Annotated in this window: 17 protein-coding genes; 15 read left to right on the top strand and 2 right to left on the bottom strand. The window is 67.8% G+C overall.

The annotated features are described in order from the left end of the window. Positions 1 to 21: 21 nt before the first annotated feature. The 14 genes from CFB40_RS37450 to CFB40_RS37395 all read left to right on the top strand — a co-directional run bounded on the left by CFB40_RS37450 (position 22) and on the right by CFB40_RS37395 (position 16,319). The gene (locus CFB40_RS37450) at positions 22 to 765 is read left to right on the top strand and encodes a hypothetical protein (protein ID WP_089434264.1); all 744 of its coding nucleotides are present in this window, start codon (positions 22 to 24) and stop codon (positions 763 to 765) included. Positions 766 to 898: 133 nt separating this feature from the next. Continuing rightward, on the top strand, positions 899 to 1,099 hold the full coding sequence (locus CFB40_RS38495; protein ID WP_143329959.1) for a hypothetical protein: 201 nt from the start codon (positions 899 to 901) through the stop codon (positions 1,097 to 1,099). 725 nt (positions 1,100 to 1,824) lie between these two features. After that, positions 1,825 to 2,964 (top strand): ATP-binding protein, encoded by a 1,140-nt coding sequence (locus CFB40_RS37445; protein ID WP_089434263.1) that lies wholly within the window; start codon positions 1,825 to 1,827, stop codon positions 2,962 to 2,964. Positions 2,965 to 3,389: 425 nt separating this feature from the next. Then, positions 3,390 to 4,547, top strand: coding sequence for an efflux RND transporter periplasmic adaptor subunit (locus tag CFB40_RS37440; RefSeq protein ID WP_089434262.1), 1,158 nt, complete (start codon positions 3,390 to 3,392; stop codon positions 4,545 to 4,547). Between the two features lie 20 nt (positions 4,548 to 4,567). After that, on the top strand, positions 4,568 to 7,711 hold the full coding sequence (locus CFB40_RS37435; RefSeq protein WP_089429473.1) for a multidrug efflux RND transporter permease subunit: 3,144 nt from the start codon (positions 4,568 to 4,570) through the stop codon (positions 7,709 to 7,711). Positions 7,712 to 7,715: 4 nt separating this feature from the next. Further along, positions 7,716 to 9,158: an efflux transporter outer membrane subunit gene (locus CFB40_RS37430; protein WP_089429472.1), complete on the top strand. Its 1,443-nt coding sequence runs from the start codon at positions 7,716 to 7,718 to the stop codon at positions 9,156 to 9,158. A 114-nt stretch (positions 9,159 to 9,272) separates the two neighbouring features. Further along, a complete protein-coding gene (locus tag CFB40_RS37425) occupies positions 9,273 to 9,962 on the top strand; it encodes a response regulator (RefSeq protein ID WP_089434261.1) in 690 nt (229 codons plus the stop codon). 33 nt (positions 9,963 to 9,995) lie between these two features. Beyond that, positions 9,996 to 10,226 (top strand): hypothetical protein, encoded by a 231-nt coding sequence (locus CFB40_RS38870; protein ID WP_179255349.1) that lies wholly within the window; start codon positions 9,996 to 9,998, stop codon positions 10,224 to 10,226. 122 nt (positions 10,227 to 10,348) lie between these two features. Then, positions 10,349 to 10,861, top strand: coding sequence for a DUF3331 domain-containing protein (locus tag CFB40_RS38865; protein WP_179255348.1), 513 nt, complete (start codon positions 10,349 to 10,351; stop codon positions 10,859 to 10,861). A gap of 153 nt (positions 10,862 to 11,014) precedes the next feature. Continuing rightward, positions 11,015 to 12,589, top strand: a complete 1,575-nt coding sequence (locus CFB40_RS37415) for a Na+/H+ antiporter (protein ID WP_089434259.1) — start codon at positions 11,015 to 11,017, stop codon at positions 12,587 to 12,589. A gap of 124 nt (positions 12,590 to 12,713) precedes the next feature. Beyond that, a complete protein-coding gene (locus CFB40_RS37410; protein ID WP_089434258.1) occupies positions 12,714 to 13,361 on the top strand; it encodes a paraquat-inducible protein A in 648 nt (215 codons plus the stop codon). Next, positions 13,358 to 14,005, top strand: coding sequence for a paraquat-inducible protein A (locus tag CFB40_RS37405; protein ID WP_089429467.1), 648 nt, complete (start codon positions 13,358 to 13,360; stop codon positions 14,003 to 14,005). The genes CFB40_RS37410 and CFB40_RS37405 overlap by 4 nt, the downstream gene beginning before the upstream one ends. Continuing rightward, positions 14,002 to 15,672 carry a PqiB family protein gene (locus CFB40_RS37400; protein WP_089429466.1) on the top strand — a complete coding sequence of 557 codons (1,671 nt, stop codon included), beginning with the start codon at positions 14,002 to 14,004 and terminating at the stop codon, positions 15,670 to 15,672. The genes CFB40_RS37405 and CFB40_RS37400 overlap by 4 nt, the downstream gene beginning before the upstream one ends. Beyond that, positions 15,669 to 16,319, top strand: a complete 651-nt coding sequence (locus CFB40_RS37395; RefSeq protein ID WP_089434257.1) for a PqiC family protein — start codon at positions 15,669 to 15,671, stop codon at positions 16,317 to 16,319. The genes CFB40_RS37400 and CFB40_RS37395 overlap by 4 nt, the downstream gene beginning before the upstream one ends. 93 nt (positions 16,320 to 16,412) lie before the next feature. Here CFB40_RS37395 and CFB40_RS37390 read toward each other — a convergent pair whose 3' ends face one another. Next, positions 16,413 to 17,573 carry an AraC family transcriptional regulator gene (locus CFB40_RS37390; RefSeq protein ID WP_089434256.1) on the bottom strand — a complete coding sequence of 387 codons (1,161 nt, stop codon included), beginning with the start codon at positions 17,571 to 17,573 and terminating at the stop codon, positions 16,413 to 16,415. Beyond that, on the bottom strand, positions 17,573 to 19,207 hold the full coding sequence (locus CFB40_RS37385) for an AMP-binding protein (RefSeq protein WP_089434255.1): 1,635 nt from the start codon (positions 19,205 to 19,207) through the stop codon (positions 17,573 to 17,575). The genes CFB40_RS37390 and CFB40_RS37385 overlap by 1 nt, the downstream gene beginning before the upstream one ends. Positions 19,208 to 19,574: 367 nt before the next feature. Between CFB40_RS37385 and CFB40_RS37380 the strand changes: the two genes are divergently transcribed. After that, complete coding sequence (locus CFB40_RS37380) at positions 19,575 to 20,675, top strand: AraC family transcriptional regulator (RefSeq protein WP_089429463.1); 1,101 nt, start codon at positions 19,575 to 19,577, stop codon at positions 20,673 to 20,675. Positions 20,676 to 20,692: the final 17 nt, after the last annotated feature.

Below are 20,692 nucleotides of genomic sequence, written 5' to 3'. Positions count from 1 at the left end.
ACCCCCGACACGAGGGCCGGCATGCGCTATCCAAACCTGACGATCACGGGCTCGCACGCGCTGGCGTCTTGTCCGTCGCGGCTCCCCGATCCCGGCGAAATCCTGTTGTGGCGACTGCGCGGCGAATGGCAGCTCGTCACCAGCGAGCGCGGCCATCTCTACCTGTCGAAAGCGGAGCTGCGGCGTGCCCGCACGCATCCGAATCGCGCGCACGGCCGCCGCTTCGCGATCGGCCGGTCGGCGCTGCGCGCAATCCTGGGAACGCTGGCGGGCCAGGCAGCCGACGCGCTGACGCTGATCGACCGCGATGCCGACCATATCGCGGTCGCGGGCTGCGACTTGCTGGACGGGCTCGACGTCGTGATCGGCCATGCCGGGATCTGGATCGTCATCGCGATCGCCCGTGGCCCGATCGGGCTGGGCATGGCGCAGACCAGCGCGCTCGCCGATCCGGTATCGCGCGACCAGTTGCGGCTGGACAGCCTCTCGAATGCGTGCGGAACCGGACACGGCGCGACGCTCGATTCGCTGGCGCCGCTCGCGGGGGCATTCCGCGAGGTCGATACGCCGCATGCCGGCCGCTGGCGCCTGCTCGATATCCCGCTTTCCGGCCTGGCCTGCGCGGCGACCGTGGCCGCTCGCCGGATGGACCGGATCCACGCGGTGGGCTGGCGCGGCGAGCGGAAAGACTGGCTGGCCGATCGCGATCGGCATCTGCGGGCGGCGAAGGAGCGTGGTGAGGCTGCTAGCGTCGCGGCCGGATAGACCGGGGCGACATCCTTGCGTCGCATGCTTGCGGGACTCCCGCCTTCGACATCGCCGACGGGAGCCGTTCATCGGACCGCACGAAGGTTGTCGGTTATGGGAGCGGCCGGCGTCGGAGCCAGGTGACCGCTCAATGTCCGTGCCGGGCCTGCCCGTGATCGACGCCCAGCCGAGCCGCCATGTTGCCGTCGATCCGTTGTCCGGCGACCATCGGGCCAGTTTGCACGCGCTTGCCCGTACGCCCCGGCAATTACAGACCGATCACATCGTCCGCCACCGCAACACGCGGATGACGGCGGTCTTGCTTGCATTCGCCCAGACTTCGCGCTCCTGAACGAATTCCGGAACGAACACGACCGCAAAGAGCCGTGCGGCGATCGTCTCCAGGCGCCATCCGCGCCATTCGTTCCTTCGCGGAATGACGGGCGACCGCCATCGCCCTGAAGAACCCCAGCTGGACTGCCGACCATTCCCATCCGCTTTGCATACCGTTGGCGACCCGCCCCTGCCCCTGCGCCGAGGCGGCGGCCCCCCCTGCATGCATTGACGCAAGCGGGTTGCGCACCGACAGCCGAATTGCGATTCCGGCGATGTCAGGCCCTGCGTCCCCCTCTACCGGCGCGTACCGCACGACGACATCACCACCGCCCACCTTCCGATGCATGCCGACCCGCCGTGTCATCGGGCAGCGCGTTTCGTGCGGTAACATTGCGACTCGATGGAGCCACTAGCAGAATCCAAAGCGGACACCATGACGCAAGCATCCCAACTGTCCCGCACTAATCGAGCTGTTCGGCCGCTGTCTCTGTCGGCCGGGAGCGATCCGGTCGACACCAGTGCGACCTTTTCCGCTCCTGGGCCACATGACGCCTCCGGCGCCCCTGCCACCGGAACCCTCGACGCACCGACGCACGCAGCGACTTCCCGCACCGCTTCGGCCGCTCCTGACCGGCCCGCCGCTCACCCGCCCCGATCCCCCCTCTCCCCTGACACCACGGCAATCACGCTGCACAACCTTCCCGTCGTGAATCGACGCAACGCCACGCTTGGGAGCACGAAATGAAACTCGGTGGTCTGGGCCGCAAGATTGCGGTGTCGATGGCGGAGCTGGCGCTCGGCATCATGCTGATCGTCGTGCTGATGACCTATGTGTTCTACTACGTGATGCTCCGGCACTGGGGCGAGTTCTGCCACCAGGCAAGCTGGATTCCGTCCCCCCCCGAGTGGATATGCCTGGGCATCACGCTCCTGATCGGCCTGATACTCGCCATTGTCGTGTCCACCCGGCTCGCGCATCGGATCCTCGTACCGCTCAACTCGGTCGCGGACGGCATTCGCCGCGTCGCCAGGGGCGACCTGACCGCGCGCGCCGTCGCCGGCGATCGATCGATTCGCGAAGCCGCGCTGATCGCGGACGACTTCAATGCGCTCGCCGCCCAGCTGCAGCGGATGACGGACGAGCAGGCATTCTGGAATGCCGCGATCGCGCACGAACTGCGTACGCCGGTCACGGTCCTGCGCGGTCGGTTGCAGGGGCTGGCCGAAGGCGTCTTCCAGCCGGGCGAGGCGCTGTTCCGCAGCCTGTTGACCCAGGCGGAAGGATTGACGCGCCTGATCGAGGATCTGCGCGTGATCAGCCTCGCCGAAAGCGGGCATCTGAGCGTCAGTATCCAGGAGACCGACCTGGCGACGCACGTCAAGGCGGTCGTCGAGATGTTCGAGGATTCACTGGCCGCTGCCGGTCAACACATGGTGCTCGATCTCGATACGCGGCCCGTGCGCTGCGACGCGTTCCGGATGCGCCAGGCGCTGCTCGCGCTGCTGGAAAATGCACGGCGCTACGCGGTGCCCGGTGCGATCCGCATTCACACCCGGGTCGAAGACGGTACGTGCCAGCTGGTGGTCGAAGACGAAGGCCCGGGCATCCCCGCCGATTGCGCAGCCCGGATCTTCGATGCCTTCCGGCGCGTGGACGATACGCATTCCGACCAGAAAGGCGGCAGCGGCCTGGGGCTGGCCGTGGTGGCGGCCATCGCGCAGGCGCACGACGGAGAAGCATCGTGTCGCCCAACCGCGCGCGGCGGCACGTCGTTCGCGTTGCGCTGGCCCGACAGCCCCGCGTCGGGGCGCACGGCGGCATCGGATCGGAAGGATGCGGCGCTCGCCCCGCAACGCCCCCTCGATGCCGACCCGCGGTAAGCCTCGCCGCAAGCGGTCGACACGCCCCGTGCGCCGGTCTGCCGCCCTGCGGCGCGGCGCACACGCCCTCCACCGCTGAACAAGGGCGCCCGTGACCCGCGCGAAGCGCACGCCGCTCCCGCCGAAGCGAACCTCTCAATAGCATCCCCCCGGGCACCGGCCCGTGCATGCCAATGGCACGCACGGCGACCGGCATTTCATCAGATGATTGCGGCATTCCGGGATGCCCACCCCGCATCCGGATAGCGCCAGGCCGCCCCGGCGCCCGTCCTCTTCCGGCTCGCCCCGCCTGCCGATCGCCCATCGGCCAATCTTTCACCCGCTCCATCAAACCTCCATCTTTCCGCACAAAAAACTCCATCGGGCGCACGCACACTTCGATCCGAAAATGCGGGCCACTGGGTGCCTGCGTCTATGGAGTCCACATGAAAAATCAGAAACGAGCCTGCTACGGTGCCGTGTGCGCGCTGGTGGCGGCGATGCTGGCGGGCTGCGGGCCCACCGAACAGCAGGCCGCCGCGCCGGCCACCCCGGTTGCGGCGATGACGCTCGCAGGCGCGCCCCTCGACCTGACCGAAGACCTGCCGGGCCGCGTCGCGGCCGTCCGGATCGCCGAGATCCGGCCGCAGGTCAGCGGCATCGTGCAGCGGCGGCTGTTCGAGCAGGGCACGGAAGTCCGTGCCGGCCAGCCGCTGTTCCAGATCAACCCGGCGCCGTTCAAGGCCGACATGGACACGGCCGCGGCCGCCCTGCAACGCGCGGAAGCCGCGCTCGCGCGGGCCAAGGTGCAGACCACCCGGCTCAAGCCGCTGGTCGAGGCCGACGCGATCAGCCGCCAGGTGTATGACGACTCGGTGTCGCAACGCGACCAGGCGGCCGCCGACGTCGCGCAGGCGCGCGCGACGCTCGCCCGCCGCCAGCTCGACCTGAAGTTCGCGACCGTCGAGGCGCCGATCACCGGCCGCATCGACCAGGCCCTCGTGACCGAGGGTGCGCTGGTCGCGAGCAGCGACAGCCAGCCGATGGCACGCATCCAGCAGATCGACCAGGTCTACGTGGACGTGCGCCAGCCGGCCGCGTCGCTCGAAGCGCTGCGCGGCGCGCTCGCGGCCCAGCCGGACACCGCGGGCAACGGGCTGCCGGTCGACGTGCTGCGCGACGACGACTCGCGCTACGACGTGAAGGGCCGCATGCTGTTCTCGGGCGTCAACGTCGACCCGGGCACCGGCGACGTGCTGCTGCGCGTGCTGGTCGACAACCCGAAGCGCGAGCTGCTGCCGGGCATGTACGTGCGTGCCCGCATCCCGCGTGGGCACTTCGAGAACGCGCTGACCGTGCCGCAACAGGCGATCGTCCGAGCGGGCGGCAAGCCGCAGGTCTGGGTGCTCGACGCGAAGAGCCAGGCGCACCTGAAGGCCATCGAGGTGGGCGAGCTGACGAACCGCAGCTATCGGATCAAGTCGGGTCTGCAGGCGGGCCAGAAGATCGTCGTCGAAGGCATGGAGCGCCTGAGCGACGGTGCGCCCGTGACGGCGACCGCCTGGAAGGCGCCTGAAGCGGTCAAGACCGCTTCGTCGCACTGAGTCACGGGGAGCATCCAGTCATGTCCCAATTCTTCATCCGGCGCCCGGTCTTCGCGTGGGTGATCGCTCTCTTCATCATCCTGCTGGGCCTGATCGCCATCCCCGAACTGCCGGTTGCGCGCTATCCGTCGGTCGCGCCGCCGACCGTCACCATTACCGCCACCTACCCGGGCGCCACGCCGCAGACGATGACCGACAGCGTGCTGAGCCTCATCGAGCGCGAGCTGTCCGGCGTCCGCAACCTGCTGTACTTCGAATCGGCGTCGGATACCTCCGGCCAGGCGAAGATCACCGCGACCTTCAAGCCCGGCACCGATTCGGCGATGGCGCAGGTCGAGGTGCAGAACAAGCTCAAGTCGGTCGAGCCGCGCCTGCCGCCCGTCGTGCGGCAAAACGGCGTGATCGTCGAGTCCGCCTCCACCGGCTTCCTGTTGTTCGTCGGCCTGAAGTCGGACAGCGGCCGCTATGACGAAAACGCGCTGGCCGACTACATGGCACGCAACGTCGTCGAGGACCTGCGCCGTGTCGAAGGCGTCGGCAAGGTGCAGCTGTTCGGCTCCGAACAGGCGATGCGCATCTGGGTCGATCCGCAGAAGCTGATCACCTACGGCCTGTCGATGAACGACCTGACGACGGCCGTCGCCCAGCAGAACGTGCAGATCGCCCCGGGCAGCCTCGGTGCGGCGCCCGCGCTGCCGGGCCAGCGCGTCACGGTTCCGCTCACCGCGCAAGGCCAGCTCACGTCGCCCGAGCAGTTCGCGAAGATCGTGCTGCGCGCGAACGCGAACGGCTCGAAGGTCGTGCTCGGCGACGTCGCGCGGGTCGAGCTCGGCCCGCAGTCGTTCACCTTCGTCAACAGCGAGAACGGCAAACCCGCGACCTTCGCCGGCGTGCAGCTGGCGCCGGGCGCCAACGCGGTGAAGACCGCCGAGGCCGTGCGCGAGCAACTGGACATGATCGCCAAGACGATGCCGTCCGGCATGACCTACTCGATCCCGTTCGATACCGCGCCGTTCGTGAAGATCTCGATCGAGAAGGTGATTCACACGCTGATCGAAGCGATGGTGCTCGTGTTCCTGGTGATGTACCTGTTCCTGCAGAACGTGCGCTACACGCTGATCCCGGCGATCGTCGCGCCGGTGGCGATGCTCGGCACCTTCACGGTCATGCTGATGACAGGCTTCTCGATCAACGTGCTGACGATGTTCGGCATGGTGCTCGCGATCGGCATCATCGTCGACGATGCGATCGTCGTCGTGGAGAACGTCGAACGCCTGATGGTGGAAGAAGGCCTGTCGCCGAAGGACGCGACGATCAAGGCCATGAAGGAAATCACCGGCGCCATCATCGGCATCACGCTGGTGCTGACGGCCGTGTTCCTGCCGATGGCGATGTCGAGCGGTTCGGTCGGCGTGATCTATCAGCAGTTCACGATGTCGATGGCCGTGTCGATCATGTTCTCGGCCCTGCTCGCGCTGACGCTGACGCCGGCCCTGTGCGCGACGATGCTCAAGCCGGTCGAGCATGGCCACCACGAGAAGCGCGGCTTCTTCGGCTGGTTCAACCGCCGCTTCGACCGCATGACGAGCTGGTACGAAACGCGCGTCGGCAAGCTGGTCGGCCGCACGGGCCGCGTGATGCTGCTGTTCGTCGCGATCTCCACCGCGCTGGTGTTCGGCTTCCGCATGCTGCCGTCGTCGTTCCTGCCCGAGGAAGACCAGGGCTACTTCATGACCGGCTTCCTGCTCCCGTCGGATTCGACCGTCGAGCGCACCGGCGACGTGGTCAAGACCCTCGAGAAGCATCTCGCGTCGCGTCCGGGCATCGAGTCGAGCATCTCCATCATCGGCTACGGCTTCTCGGGCCTCGGCTCCAACGCGGCACTGAACTACGCGGTGCTCAAGGACTGGGACAAGCGCGAAGGGGCAAACGCGATGGACGAAGCGATGCGCGCGCAGGCCGCGATGGGCGGCGTGACGGAAGGCACGGTCATGAGCCTGTTGCCGCCCGCGATCGACGGGCTCGGCACCAGCTCGGGCTTCACCATGCGCCTGCAGGATCGCGCGAACCAGGGCTACGCGGCACTCAAGGCGGCTGAAGCCAAGCTGCTCGAACTGGCCGCGCAAAGCAAGGTGGTGACCGGCGTCTATCCGGACAGCCTGCCGGCCGGCACGAGCGTGAAGCTGGACATCGACCGCGACAAGGCCGAAGCGCTCGGCGTGTCGTTCACGACCATCAGCGACACGCTGTCGGCCGCGATGGGTTCGACCTACGTGAACGACTTCCCGAACGCGGGCCGCATGCAGCAGGTGATCATCCAGGCGGATGCGCCGGCCCGCATGCAGATCGAGAACGTGATGAAGCTCTACGTGCGCAACGCGACCGGCGGCATGGTGCCGCTGTCCGAAGTGGTGCGCCCGGTCTGGTCGGAAACCCCGCTGCAGCTGGTGCGCTTCCAGGGTTACCCGTCCGCACGGATCTCCGGCGGCTCGGCCCCCGGCTACTCCAGCGGCGCGGCGATGGCTGAGATGGAGCATCTGGCCGCGCAGTTGCCGCCGGGCTTCACGGTCGCGTGGACCGGCCAGTCGCTGCAGGAGCGTGAGTCGGCTTCGCAGGCGCCGATGCTGATGGCGCTGTCGATGGTCGTCGTGTTCCTGGTGCTCGCGGCGCTCTACGAGAGCTGGGCGATTCCGCTGTCGGTGATGCTGGTGGTGCCGCTCGGCCTGATCGGCGCGCTCGCCGCGGTGATGTTGCGCGGGATGCCGAACGACGTGTTCTTCAAGGTCGGGATGATCACCGTGATCGGCCTGTCGGCGAAGAACGCGATCCTGATCGTGGAAGTCGCGAAGCAGTTGCGCGAGGAAGGCATGGGGCTGATCGAGTCGGCCGTGCAGGCGTCCAAGCTGCGTCTGCGCCCGATCCTGATGACCTCGCTCGCATTCGGCCTCGGCGTCGTCCCGCTGATGATCGCGACCGGCGCCAGCGCCGAGACGCAGCACGCGATCGGCACCGGCGTGTTCGGCGGCATGGTGACCGCCACCGTGCTGGCCATTTTCTTCGTTCCGGTTTTCTACGTGTTCGTGATGAGCATCCAGGAACGCATCTCGGCCTGGCGCGCATCCGGCAAGAAGCCCGCCGCCGTGACCCACGAACATGAAGGTTGATGCCATGCGACTACTCATTCTTTCCGCAGCGGTTTCCGCCGCGCTCGCGCTGTCGGCGTGCTCGATGGCGCCGAAGCTGGTCAAGCCCGAGCTGCCGGTGCCGACCGCCTATACGACCGCGGTCGCGGCCGACCAGCACGCGAACGCGGCCGATCTCGGCTGGCGCTCGATGTTCGGCGACCGTCGCCTGCAGCGCCTGATCGAGCTCGCACTCGAGAACAACCGCGACCTGCGCCTGGCCGCGCTGAACGTCCAGGCTGCCGAAGCGCAGTACGGCATCCAGCGTTCCGCGCGCCTGCCGTCGATCGGTGCCGGCGCGAGCTTCACGCGCCAGCGCACGGCCGCCGACTCGCAATCGAACCCGCCGCTGCTCGAGAACACGCAGAACCAGTACGGCGTGAACATCGGTCTCAGCGCGTTCGAGATCGACCTGTTCGGCCGCGTGAAGTCGCTGTCGGATGCCGCGTTCGCGCGCTACCTCGCGACCGATCACGGCCGCCGGGCGGTGCAGATCGCGCTCGTCGGCTCCGTGGCCAACGCGTATTTCGCCGAGCGTCTCGCGCAAGAGCAGCGCGCGCTGTCCGAACGCACGCTGAACGACTGGCGCCAGTCGCTCGACCTCGCGCGCCGCCTGAAGCTCGCCGACCAGGCGAGCGGCGTCGACATCGCGCAGGCCGAAGGCCAGGTCGCGAGCGCCAGCGCCGATCTCGAGGCGCGTTCGCGTGCCGTCGAGCAGGCGGGCAACGCGCTGCGGCTGCTGGTCGGCACCGACCTGCCGAAGAACCTGCCCGATCCGCTGTCGCTGGAGCGCCAGCCGGTGATGACCAAGCTGCCGGCCGGACTGCCGTCGGAATTGCTGTACCGCCGGCCGGACATCCAGCAGGCCGAGCAGAATCTCGTCGCCGCCAACGCCGACATCGGCGCGGCGCGCGCGGCATTCTTCCCGCGCCTGTCGCTGACGTCGTCGATCGGCTTCCTCAGCCCGGGGCTGGGCAGCCTGTTCGACGGCGGCCAGCGCGTGTGGAGCTTCGCGCCGCAGGTCACGCTGCCGATCTTCCAGGGCGGCCGGCTGCGTTCCGAGCTGAATCTCGCGGAAGTGCGCAAATCCAGCGCGGTCGTCGAGTACGAACGCTCGATCCAGACCGCGTTCCGCGAAGTGGCCGACGGCCTCGCCGGGCGCGAGACCTTCAGCCGCCAGATCGACGCGCAGACCAAGGTCGTCAAGAGCGCCGAGCGCCGGACCGATCTCGTGAACCTGCGCTATCGCGCCGGCATCGAGGATCGGCTGGAACTGCTCGACTCGCAGCGCCAGCTGTACGCCGCGCGCCAGACGTTGCTGGATCTGCGCAACGCCGAACTGGGCAACGCGGTCGCGCTCTACAAGGCGCTCGGTGGCGGGCTGACCGACACCGACGTGCCTCCCGCCAACAGCGTGGCAAAAAACTGAGCAATGGGCCGTCGCCCATCCGTTCGCGACGACTGAAAGCACGGTGAAGTCCGGCGGCGCACGTGCCGCGCCGCCGGATCGCCCTAACGGTCACGCTCACTTCCAGTGAACCCGATGAACCCTCTGATACTCATTGCCGAAGACGATCCGGAGATCGCCGACATACTCGACGCGTACCTCGCCCACGACGGCTTTCGCACCTACCGCGTCGATCACGGCCAGGCCGTGCTCGACGTGGAGCCCGTCCTGAAGCCCGACCTGATCCTGCTCGACGTCAGGATGCCGAAGAAGGACGGCTGGGAAGTCCTGGTCGAACTGCGCCGCCGCAGCGACACGCCGATCGTCATCATCACGGCGCTCGACCGCGAGATCGATCGCTTGCAGGGGCTGCGTTTCGGCGCGGACGACTACATCACGAAGCCGTTCAATCCGGCCGAGGTGGTCGCGCGCATCCGCGCGATCCTGCGTCGTTTCGAAACGGCCACGTCCGGTCGCTTCCTCAAGGTCGGCAACCTTGAAATCGACACGCAAAGCTATCTGACCACGGTCCGCACCGACACCGGAGAAACCGGCGTCTCGCTGACGCTGACCGAATTCCGGCTGCTCGCGCACCTGGCCGGCTCGCCGAACCGCGTGTTCACGCGCAGCGAACTGATCGATGCCTGCCTTGCCGACGTCGATGCGCTGGAGCGCACCGTCGACAGCCATATCAGCCGGCTGCGCAAGAAGCTCGAATGCGCGGGCGCGTCCGGGATGCCGGAGGTGATGCGCGGGGTCGGCTACCGGCTGCGCAGCAGCCATTGAACGCGCGCCATGGATCGCGGCGGCACAAGGCACATGGCGCGGATCGTCGGACTCCTGACGGTCGCGGTCGTGCTGACGATCGCGACCGGATGGTTCGTCGCCTACGGCCTGATCCTGGCCGTGTCGTCTCCCACGACCGACAACCCGATCGCGGTGGTGATCCGGGAGACGCCGAGCTATCTGATGCTCGCAGCCGTCTTGCTGGCCGCGCTGGTCGCGACGATCGTCGATCTCGTCAGACTGGTGCGCGCAACGGGCTCATAGCAACAGGCCGACGCGCATTGCACGCCGGCGGCCACGCTGCGATTCCGTTGTTTTCGAGTCGTCCTCGGAAAGACGTCTTTTCCAGAGATCTGATCAACCGCATGCGCGCAGCGAGGGTCGAAATGAGCAATCAGGGCAATGTCTCTTCGTCGATCGATGGCGATGCTCGCGAACGGGAAAGCAGCGACGATGCACGGATCGGCCGCGTAACGTTGATTCCGATCGGCGCAATCGAACCGGAAGAACGCTGGCGCCACATGATGCACTCACTCAACGCATGCAGCGACGGCGCGCGCATCAACCGGCAGCGCAACGACGGCGCACTTGATTCACGCAGAAAAATGACTTCGGGCGATCGATCGAGGTGCAGCGCGACGATCGACATCCTGGATCAACCGACGTCCAGCACGGTGGTGCTTTCGTGGCGGGATTCGACGGGCGGACATTACGGCTATCAAAACTGGCACAAAGGATTCGCCAGACGGGCAGGGATATGCGCGATGAGCGGTAGGCCCATCACCCCCGGCGACGAGATATTTCGGCCAAGCGTGCGAAATGGTCGGCCGACGAACGCGTCCGCGATGATTCTCGCGATTCACATCGCCTGCATCGACTTTGCGCGGATCACGACATAGACGTGGCGCCCTTCCCGCTCCCGGCCGGGCGCTGAAGCTGCCCGGCTCCTGGAAACCGGCCGCTCAGTGCGCCTTCCATCCGGCCGAAGCGCTCATGGGCCACTCACCACCGAAGCGCTGAAGCGCTGAAGCGCCGACTACAGAACCCTCACCATGGCTATTTTCGAATTGATGATCGCGCTGCTGCTGGCGATCCTTGTCTTGCACTACGTCGGGCACAAGCTCGGGCTGCCCCCTGCCGTCGCGCTGATCATCGGCGGCGGTTTCATCGCCTTCCTGCCCGGCCTGCCCGAGGTGCATATCGATCCGGAACTGGTGCTGGTGATTTTCCTGCCCCCGTTGCTGATGGACAGCGCCCTGGGCATCTCACTCGACCACCTGCGCCGGCACATGCTGGGCGTCGGGGCGTTGGCGATCGGGGCGGTGCTCTTCACCACGGTCGTGGTGGCCCTCGTCGCGCACTGGCTCGTGCCCGCCCTGCCCTGGGCCGCCTGCGCGGCCCTGGGCGCGCTGGTCGCGCCGCCGGATGCGGTGTCGGCCCGCGCCGCACTGCAGCGGGTGAAACTGCCGCGCCGCCTCCTGATCCTCCTGGAGGGCGAGAGCCTGTTCAACGACGCAACGGGCCTCGTGCTGTTCCGCTTCGCGGTGGCAGCGGGCGTGACGGGCCTGTTCAGTCCGGCCGAAGCCCTCGGCAGCTTCGCCCTGCTCGCGCTGGGCGGCGTACTGGTCGGCGCGCTCGTGGGGGGCGCGTGGGTCATCCTGATGCGCCATCTCGACGAAGACAGCCTGGTCATCGCCGCCGGCCCGCTGTGTGCGTGGGGCTCCTATCTGCTGGCCGAGCGCTTCCACGTGTCGGGGGTGATCGCCACGGTGACGACGGGCCTCATCTGCGCCTGGTTCCAGCACCGCGTGCTCGGCGCGTCGGCGCGACTGTACGGCACCGGCTTCTGGTCCGTCACGATCTTCATTCTCGAGGCGTTCGTGTTCCTGATCATCGGATCCTCGCTGCATGAGTTGATCCAGCGGGGCGACGGGCTCGACTCGATGCTCGCGGAGATGGGCGTGCCGGTGCTGATCGTCGTGCTGGCCGTCATCCTCGCGCGGTTTGCCTGGGTGTATGTGTCGGACGGCGCGCTCATCCTGCTGCGGAAGCTGGGCGTGACCCGCTTCCATCCGCTCGGGCTGGCCGATGCCACGGTATTGAGCTGGGCCGGCATGCGCGGGGTGATCACCCTGGCGCTCGCCGCCAGCCTCCCGGAGAGCTTTCCGGGGCGTGATTTCATCCTCGTCACCGCCATCGCCGTCATCCTCGCCACCGTGCTGGTGCAGGGGCAGTCGCTCGGCGCCCTGATCCGCTGGACCGGGCTCGCGGCGCCGGAAAGCGACCAGCCTCGCCTGAGCATGAGCGAGGCGCAGGCCGTGATTGCCAAGGTGCAGTACGAGTTGATGGCAAAACGGGCCTACAACGCGGCAGGCGAACTCGTTCACCCGATGCTCCTGGACATTCACCGGCACAAGGCCGAGGACATGGCCCGCTACGCGCGCCACGCCGACGAATACAAGCCCCACCTCGTTGCGCGTTCGGACACCGTGCTGGAATTGATCGCGGCGGGTCGGGCCGAGCTCATGCGCCTCTATCGCGCCGGCGACATCGACGAGCACACGCTGCACGAACTGACGCGCGACCTCGATCTCGAGGAACTTCGCGCCATTTCCGCGAAGGCGTGACGCGATCGCCATCGATGGAGACGCAACGCCTTCAAGCCCGTGACGGCTCCATCATTTCTCCATCAAACCGCACCAAAGCGTCCATCGACGCCAAGCACACTGCGAACCCCATCATCGAGACCGCATGCGCGAGCAACACGAACCCATGGACACGTTTCCGGCCCTGATCACCTGCGAGCATTGCGACAGCGTCTACCGACGCCGCGCGCTGGCGCCGCACGAGGTCGCGCGTTGCGAGCGCTGTTCGGCCGTGCTGTTTCGCTCGAGCTGGCTCGATATCGACCGGTGGCTCGCGCTGGCGATGGCGGCAGGCGTGGTGTTTGCCATCGCCAACCTCTGCCCGATCATGCGGATCAGCGTGCAGGGGCTGCACAGCGAAGCCACGCTGTGGCAATCCGCGCTCGCGCTGGCCAAAGGCTACGCCGCGCCGATCGCGATTCCGACGGCGCTCGCGATCGTGGTGGTGCCGTTCCTGCAGATCGCCACGCTGATCTGGTTGCTGGCCTTTGCCCGTGCAGGGCGTCGCGCGCCCGCGTTCGGCCCGCTGATGCGGCTGCTCGTCGCGCTGCGGCCGTGGAGCATGATCGAAGTCGGATTGCTCGGCATCCTGATCGCCATCATCAAGCTGTCCAGCCTCATGCAGATCATTCCCGGCGCCGGCTTGTGGGCCACGGCCGTGCTGATGGTGCTGATCCCGCTGATCGCGGGCCACGATGCGCGCCAGCTGTGGGACTGGGTCGTGCCGGTGGAACCCGCCGGAGGCCGCTCGTGAGCCTGCCCGTGCGCGCCAGCCAGCTAGGCATGGTCGGGTGCCATGCGTGCGGCCTCGTCTGCCGGCCCCCCGCCTGCGCCGCGCAGGATGCGCACGCGCATGCCGCGGAAGCGGCACGCTGCCCGCGCTGCGGGTCGGCACTGCACGCGCGTCGCCCGGACAGCCTCGTGCGCGCGTGGGCGCTGCTGATCGCCAGCCTGATCTTCTATCTCCCGGCCAACCTGTTGCCGGTGATGCGCACCACGCTGCTCGGCAGCCACAGCGAATCGACGATTCTCAGCGGCGTCGTGGTGTTCTGGAAAGCCGGCTCGTACGGCATCGCGTCGGTGATCTTCATCGCGAGCGTCGTCGTGCCGTGCACGAAGTTTCTCGCGCTCGGCATGTTGCTCGTCACGACGGGCCGGCGCAGCGTGTCGGCCATGCGCGAGCGGGCCGTGCTGTATCGCGCGGTCGAGCTGGTCGGCTACTGGTCGATGCTCGACGTGCTGGTCGTCGCGATCATCTGTGCGCTGGTGAAGTTCGGTCCGCTGTCCGAGATCGAGCCGCGCGCCGGCATTTTGTTTTTCGGCATGGTCGTCATTCTCACGATGCTGTCTGCGATGAGTTTTGACCCACGCCTCATTTGGGACGCCGAAGAAGCATGAATCCTCCATCCGGCCCGCAAGGCCTCGAACCCCACGACCCGCCCGTGACGCGCAACCGCCTGCGGCTTTCGCTCGTCTGGCTCGTGCCGCTCGTCGCGGCATTGATCGGCCTGTCGATGGTGATCCACGCGTGGTTGTCCGTCGGACCGGAAATCACGATCACGTTCAACACCGCGCAAGGCCTCGAGGCCGGCAAGACGCCCGTCAAGTACAAGGACGTCGTGATCGGCACCGTGACCGCCATCTCGCTGAGCGACGACAGTTCGCACGTCGTCGCGACGGTCTCGTTCGTGAAGAATGCGCGCAACCTCATTCGCGACGACACGCGCTTCTGGGTCGTGCGGCCGCGTGTCGGCATGAGCGGCGTATCGGGCATCGATACGCTGTTCTCCGGCGCCTACATCGGCATGGACACGGGCGGCTCGACGCAATCGCGCAAGGCCTACACCGGGCTCGAGACGCCGCCCACCGTCATCAACGGCATGCCGGGGACGAGCTTCGCGCTGCGCGCCACCGATCTCGGCTCGCTCGATATCGGCTCGCCGGTCTATTACCGCCATCTGATGGTCGGCCACGTCGCGTCTTACAAGCTCGACATGCAGCGCCGCGACATGAACCTGCAGGTGTTCATCGATGCGCCGTACGATCGGCTGGTGACGACCGATACGCGCTTCTGGAACGCGAGCGGGATGGATCTGTCGCTCGACGCGAACGGCCTGAAGCTGAAGACCCAGTCGGTCGCGACGATCGTGGGCGGCGGCATCGCGTTCGCGACGCCGGAAGACAGCGATGCGGCGGCGGCCCGTGCAAACCACCTGTTTACGCTCGCCGACAACGAAACGTCCGCGATGGCGGCGCCGGACGGGCCATCCCAGCTCATTCGACTCCGCTTCGAGCAGCCGTTGCGGGGGCTCGCGGTCGGGGCGCCGGTGGAATTCTCCGGCGTCAACATGGGCAAGGTGGTCTCGACCCAGCTCGACTTCGACCGCACCACCCGGCGCTTCCAGTCCATCGTCATGGTCAAGGTCTATCCGTACCGGCTCGGCCCCGTCATCGAGAAGCTGCAGAAGACCGAAGGCAACGGCAATCCGCGCGCGGCCCAGTTTCTCGCCGGCCTGGTCGAGCATGGGCTCCGTGCGCAGGCGCGTACCGGCAACCTGCTGACGGAGCAGCTCTACATTTCGTTCGATTTCGTGAAGAACGCGCCGAAGGTGCCGTTCGACGCGAACGCCACGCCGCTGACCTTGCCCACCGTGCCGAGTACCTTCGACAAGCTGCCGGAGCAGCTCGCCGACATCGTCGACAAGATCAACAAGCTGCCGCTGGAGTCGATCGGCAAGCATGTCGATTCGAGCCTGACGAACCTGGACGCGACGCTCAGGCAGGTCAACGGCCAGTTGCTGCCGTCGACGACGCGCGCGCTCGACCAGGCGAACCAGACGTTCGGCGCGTTGCGCCAGGGCATCGCCGAGGACGGCCCGCTTCAGGAAAACCTGACGAACACGCTGACCGAAGTCCAGCGTACCGCGCGCTCGCTGCGCACGCTCACCGACATGCTGGGCCGCCGTCCCGACGCGCTGCTCCGGGGCACCGGCGCCGATCACGCGCCGATCGCGCCGGTCGCCCCTTCCACCTCGCCTGTCCAGCAGGAGCCACGACAACCATGAGCTTCCCGATTCGCGCCAGGACGATCGCCCTGGGCGCCGGCGCCGTCATCGCGCTGACCGCCTGCGCGTCGAACCCGGTGCATTACTACACCCTCGTCTCACCAGCCACGTCCGCGACGACAACGGCAACGTCGACCACCGCGCGCGCCGCCGCGCCGCTGGCGATCAACGTGTTGCCGGTCGGCATCCCTGCCCAGCTCGACCAGCAGCAGATGGTCGTGCGCAGCGGGACCGGCGCCGCGCGGATACTCGACAACGAACGCTGGGTCGCGCCGCTCGGCGACGAGCTGCGCGCGGCGCTTTCGTCGGCACTCGTCGAGCAGCTGGGCGCGCGCAACGTCACCGGCCTGCCGCGTCCGTCGGACCAGACCGTCATGAGCATCCGCACGCAGGTGCGCCGCTTCGATGCGTGGCCCGGGAGCATGGCCCAGTTCGAAGCGGATTGGGTCGTCGGCGTGCAGCAGGACACGCCGGGCACGCCGGGCACGCGCATTTCGTGCAGCACGCGGCTCAACGAGGCGGCACCCGGCGGCTACGCGGACATGGTGCGGGTGCAACAGCGCATGATCGAGCAGTTCGCCACGCGGATCGCGAGCACGGTGCGCAGCTTCGGCAACGGGCGCCCTGCCTGTCCCGCCGATTCGTAAACCGTTCCGCCAGGGGAGCCGTCCATGGGAGCGCGCGAAGGTATCCGGTTATGGGAACCGGCTACCTTGAAGCGATGCATGACGCGTGACGCGTTACGCGCGCCGCCGGTAAGTGCCCGGCGTGCTCCCTGTCCAGTGCCGGAACGCGCGATGGAACGCGCTCGGATCGTCGAAGCCGATGTCGGCGCCGATCGCCGCGATCGTATCGGGCGTATCGGTCAGCCGCTGGATCGCGATGTCGCGCCGCAGTTCGTCCTTGAGCGCCTGGAACGTCGTCCCTTCGGCGGCCAGGTGGCGGCTCAGCGTGCGCACCGAGCAATGCAGGTGCTCGGCCGCCTGGTCGATCACCGGCAGGTCGGGCAACGCTTCCGACAGGTACTGCCGCACGCGATGGCACACGAGCTGTTCGCTGAACGATTCGAAGATCCAGTCGCCCGGTGCGCGCGCGAGGAACTTGCGCAGGTTGCGCTTGCTCTGCCGGATCGGCGCGTCGAGGTAGTCCGCGCTGAAGCGCATCAGCGTGCGCTCGCAGTCGAACTGCACGGCGCCGGTGAAGAAGTACAGGTGCTCGACCGCATGGCGCGGCCGCGGGCACGCGAACTCGATCTGCAGCAGCGGGATCTTCTGCCCGATCAGCCAGGAGCACACGCCGTGCACGAGCTTGAGCATCAGCTCCTGGCCGAGCGCGCCGATCGGGCCGACGGCGTCGTTCGGGCGCAGCACCGTCTGCGCGACGAGACCGTCGCGCTTCGATTCGACGAAGAAATCGTCGAGCAGGATATGGAAGAATTGCCCGAAACGATGCAGCGCCGTTTCGAGGTTGCGCGCATCGAGCAGGCTCAGGCACAGGTACTTCAGCGTGCCGCCGCGCAGCGGGCGCGAGAAGATGCCGGGCATCTCGTCGTCGAGCTCGATCGCGAGCGTGCGGTACAGCGTCGAGAACTGTTCCTCCGTCACGCGCGCATGCGGTTCGCCGAGCAGCTCGATCGGGATGCCGGCCCCGCCCAGGTAGCGCTCGACCACGTCGCGCTGCACGGCCGCGCTCGCGAGGAAGCCGTTGACGAGCGAGATCGGCACCGTCGCGCTCGGCGACGGCAGCGCACGCCCGGGTGCGGGCCCGGGCTGGGCGGAAAGTGAATCTGAACCGGTCATCGCGTCCCCGTCGATCGAACCGCTCGCATTGTACTTGAGCGGCCCGCGCGGAGCCTTCCGGGCCGTCGGCGCGCCGGACGCCGCGCGGCGCGCCGACGCCATCAGTCGGTGCGGCTGAGTTCCCGGCGCAGGATCTTGCCGACGGTCGACTTCGGCAGCCGGTCGACGAAGCGAATCAGCTTCGGCACCTTGTAGGCCGCGAGGCTCTCGCGGCAATGCGCGACGAGTTGCTCCTCCGTCACGTCGGCATCCTGCGCCAGCACCACGAACAGCTTCACGGCCTCGCCCGTGCGCGCATCCGGCACGCCGATGCACGCGCATTCGGCCACGCCCGGCACGGCGGTCGCGACCGCTTCCACCTCGTTCGGGTACACGTTGAAGCCCGACACGATGATCATGTCCTTCTTGCGGTCGACGATCCGCAGGAACCCGGCTTCGTCGAACACGCCGACGTCGCCGGTGCGGAAATAGCCGTCGGCCGTGAACGCGGCCGCATTCGCATCCGGTTTCCGCCAGTAGCCGCCCATCACCTGCGGCCCCTTCACGCAGATCTCGCCCGCGCCGCCGATCGCCACCTCGTTGTCCTGGTCGTCGAGCAGCTTCACGTCGGTCGACGGCAGCGGCAGGCCGGTGGTGCCCGTGAACGAGTCGATCGACTGCGGGTTGAACGACACGACCGGCGACGTTTCCGACAGCCCGTAGCCCTCGCGGATGAAGTTGCCCGTCACCGCCTTCCAGCGCGACGAGATCACGTCGATCACGGCCGCGCCGCCGCCGGCCGACAGCTTCAGCCGCGACCAGTCGACTTCCGTCAGGCGCGGATGGCCGGCGAGCCCCGCGTACAGCGTGTTCACGCCGACGAACACCGTCGGCCGCGCGGCCTTCAGCACGTCGATGAAGCCGTCCATGTCGCGCGGGTTCGCGATCAGCCAGTTCTGCGCGCCGATCGCGAAGTAGGACAGGAAGTTCACCGTCAGCGCGAAGATGTGATACATCGGGATCGCCGTGACGACGACCTCCTCGCCCGGCACGCGCGCGGCCGGCACGATCGCCCCGAACTGCTCGATGTTCGCGACGAGGTTGCGGTGCGACAGCGCCGCGCCCTTCGACAGGCCAGTCGTGCCGCCCGTGTACTGCAGCAGCAGCAGGTCCGCGCCGCCGAGCGCAACCGGTTCGAACGTGAGCGATTCGCCGGCGGCAATGGCGCGCGCGAGCGGGATCGAACCGGGCGGCAGCGCGTCGCATGTGCCGGCCGGCGCATCGACGACACCGAGATCACCGCGCCCGACGCTCAGCACGGTGCGCACGCGCGTGCCGCCGACCACTTCGGCGAACGTGCCCATCGACCCGCCGCACACCAGCGCGACCTCGACGCCCGCGTCGTTGAGCTGATGCTCGAGCTCGCGCGCCGTGTAGAGCGGGTTCACGTTGACCTGGATCGCGCCGATCTTCGCGACCGCGACGAACGCGACCGCAAACGCGAGCACGTTGGGCAGCATCACGGCCACGCGATCGCCCTTGCGCACGCCCACGACCTGCTGCAGATAGGCGGCCAGCGCGGTCGACAGGCGGTCGACGTCGCCATAGGTCAGCGTGCGGCCATATGAGTGGAACGCCGGGCGATCGGCGAATCGGCGCATTGCGTCGTCCAGCAACGCGCTTACGGAAGGAAAGCGATCGGGATCGATCTCGGCGGGGATCGAGCCATACGACCCGGTCCAGTGTCTCTTCGTCATGTCTCACTCCACGGGGGACGGCGCGCCGGCCGCGCCGTTCGCACGATGGCCTGCACGCCGGAGAAGCGCGGACCATCGCCTGATCGGCGACTATCGCCCGCGCGGCGCACTTTGAAAATGATCCAGGCGGCCGAAAAGATGATCGAAACGGACAGGCGAGCCGCACCTGTCCAGGTAACTTCGCCGGATACCGCCAACCTGGCAGGACGGCACGCGCCAGGCCGGCTGCGGCCCTACGGGCGCACCGAAGCCCGCTGCACCGGGTCGCACTGGCGCGCGTATCAGGGTGAACCCTGTGGCGCATGGGACCGATCCCGAGCAGAATTGCGTGCCGTCAACGATATCGATTCGGACGCAGGATGCTCCCATGCCGCGCAGTGCGCTCTTGACCCCGACGACCGCCCGCGCAGCCCGCCTGCCGGACGTCGAGCCGACCCACGCGTTGCGCCAGCAGCGCTTCACGCCGGCCAAGCTGGCCGTGCTGCTCGACGTGGCCGCGCAAGCCGGCCTCGACCCGGTCGCGGTGCTCGACGGCACCGGTCTCACGCCGGCCGCCGTCGCGGACCCGTTCACGCTCACGTCGCCGCTGCAGTTCCTCACGGCCGCGCGCAATGCGATCGGCCGCTACGACGGCACCGACCTCGGCGTGCGTGTCGGCCACCGGCTGCACGTGTCGAGCTACGGGATGTACGGCTACGCGATGCTGTGTTCGGAATCGCTCGCGCATGCGTTCGAATCCGCCGTCAAGTATCACCGGCTCGCGAACGGCATGCTCGCGATCCGCTGGGTCGAACACGGCGACATCGTGTCGTGGCAGTTTCCCGACCGGCACGAAGTCGCGCTACCGGATCTCGACGAGCCGCTGTACCGTTTCCTGATCGACATGCAGTTCGCGCTGCACGTGACGATCATCAAGGACGTGATGGGGGCGTGGTGCGTGCCGGCGCGCGCGCAGTTCGCGCAGCCGCAGCCGGCGCACGCGGCAATGCTGGCCGATGCGCTCGAATGCCCGATCGCGTTCGACCAGCCGCATCACGTGCTCAGCTACCCGGCCGCGTGGCTCACGCGCGCGCCGCAGCTCGCGAACCCGATCACCGCCGCGCAGGTGTCGTCGCATTGCGCGAGCCTGCTCGATGAAATGCGCAGCCAGGCCGGCGTCACGCGGCGCGTGTACCAGGAACTCACGCGCACGCCCGGACAGTTTCCGGACATCGACGCGATCGCGGCGATCCTGTGCATCACGTCGCGCACGCTGCGCCGCAAGCTCGAAGCCGAGGGCACGTCGTACAGCGAACTGCTGGCCAGCGTACGCAAGGCGCTCGCGATCGACTATCTCAGCACGACCACGCTCAGCACCGAGGACATCGCATCGACGCTCGGCTTCAGCGACGCGGTGGGTTTCCGCCACGCGTTCAAGCGCTGGACCGGCATGACGCCGAGCGACGTGCGGCGCAAGCGCGGCGGTTGAACGCCGGCATTGCAGGG

Origin of the sequence: Burkholderia sp. AU31652 (assembly GCF_002223155.1) — a bacterium.
GTDB lineage: Bacteria > Pseudomonadota > Gammaproteobacteria > Burkholderiales > Burkholderiaceae > Burkholderia.
The sequence above is the reverse complement of the archived record's forward strand: the minus strand, read 5'-3'. Positions and strand labels throughout refer to the sequence as shown.

What these genes read in the sequence shown, in the direction of transcription:
- CFB40_RS37450 (WP_089434264.1), top strand. Translation starts at nt 22, where the DNA reads ATGCGCTATCCAAACCTGACGATCACGGGCTCGCACGCGCTGGCGTCT.
- CFB40_RS38495 (WP_143329959.1), top strand. Translation starts at nt 899, where the DNA reads ATGTCCGTGCCGGGCCTGCCCGTGATCGACGCCCAGCCGAGCCGCCAT.
- CFB40_RS37445 (WP_089434263.1), top strand. Translation starts at nt 1,825, where the DNA reads ATGAAACTCGGTGGTCTGGGCCGCAAGATTGCGGTGTCGATGGCGGAG.
- CFB40_RS37440 (WP_089434262.1), top strand. Translation starts at nt 3,390, where the DNA reads ATGAAAAATCAGAAACGAGCCTGCTACGGTGCCGTGTGCGCGCTGGTG.
- CFB40_RS37435 (WP_089429473.1), top strand. Translation starts at nt 4,568, where the DNA reads ATGTCCCAATTCTTCATCCGGCGCCCGGTCTTCGCGTGGGTGATCGCT.
- CFB40_RS37430 (WP_089429472.1), top strand. Translation starts at nt 7,716, where the DNA reads ATGCGACTACTCATTCTTTCCGCAGCGGTTTCCGCCGCGCTCGCGCTG.
- CFB40_RS37425 (WP_089434261.1), top strand. Translation starts at nt 9,273, where the DNA reads ATGAACCCTCTGATACTCATTGCCGAAGACGATCCGGAGATCGCCGAC.
- CFB40_RS38870 (WP_179255349.1), top strand. Translation starts at nt 9,996, where the DNA reads ATGGCGCGGATCGTCGGACTCCTGACGGTCGCGGTCGTGCTGACGATC.
- CFB40_RS38865 (WP_179255348.1), top strand. Translation starts at nt 10,349, where the DNA reads ATGAGCAATCAGGGCAATGTCTCTTCGTCGATCGATGGCGATGCTCGC.
- CFB40_RS37415 (WP_089434259.1), top strand. Translation starts at nt 11,015, where the DNA reads ATGGCTATTTTCGAATTGATGATCGCGCTGCTGCTGGCGATCCTTGTC.
- CFB40_RS37410 (WP_089434258.1), top strand. Translation starts at nt 12,714, where the DNA reads ATGCGCGAGCAACACGAACCCATGGACACGTTTCCGGCCCTGATCACC.
- CFB40_RS37400 (WP_089429466.1), top strand. Translation starts at nt 14,002, where the DNA reads ATGAATCCTCCATCCGGCCCGCAAGGCCTCGAACCCCACGACCCGCCC.
- CFB40_RS37395 (WP_089434257.1), top strand. Translation starts at nt 15,669, where the DNA reads ATGAGCTTCCCGATTCGCGCCAGGACGATCGCCCTGGGCGCCGGCGCC.
- CFB40_RS37390 (WP_089434256.1), bottom strand. Translation starts at nt 17,573, where the DNA reads ATGGCGTCGGCGCGCCGCGCGGCGTCCGGCGCGCCGACGGCCCGGAAG.
- CFB40_RS37385 (WP_089434255.1), bottom strand. Translation starts at nt 19,207, where the DNA reads ATGACGAAGAGACACTGGACCGGGTCGTATGGCTCGATCCCCGCCGAG.
- CFB40_RS37380 (WP_089429463.1), top strand. Translation starts at nt 19,575, where the DNA reads ATGCCGCGCAGTGCGCTCTTGACCCCGACGACCGCCCGCGCAGCCCGC.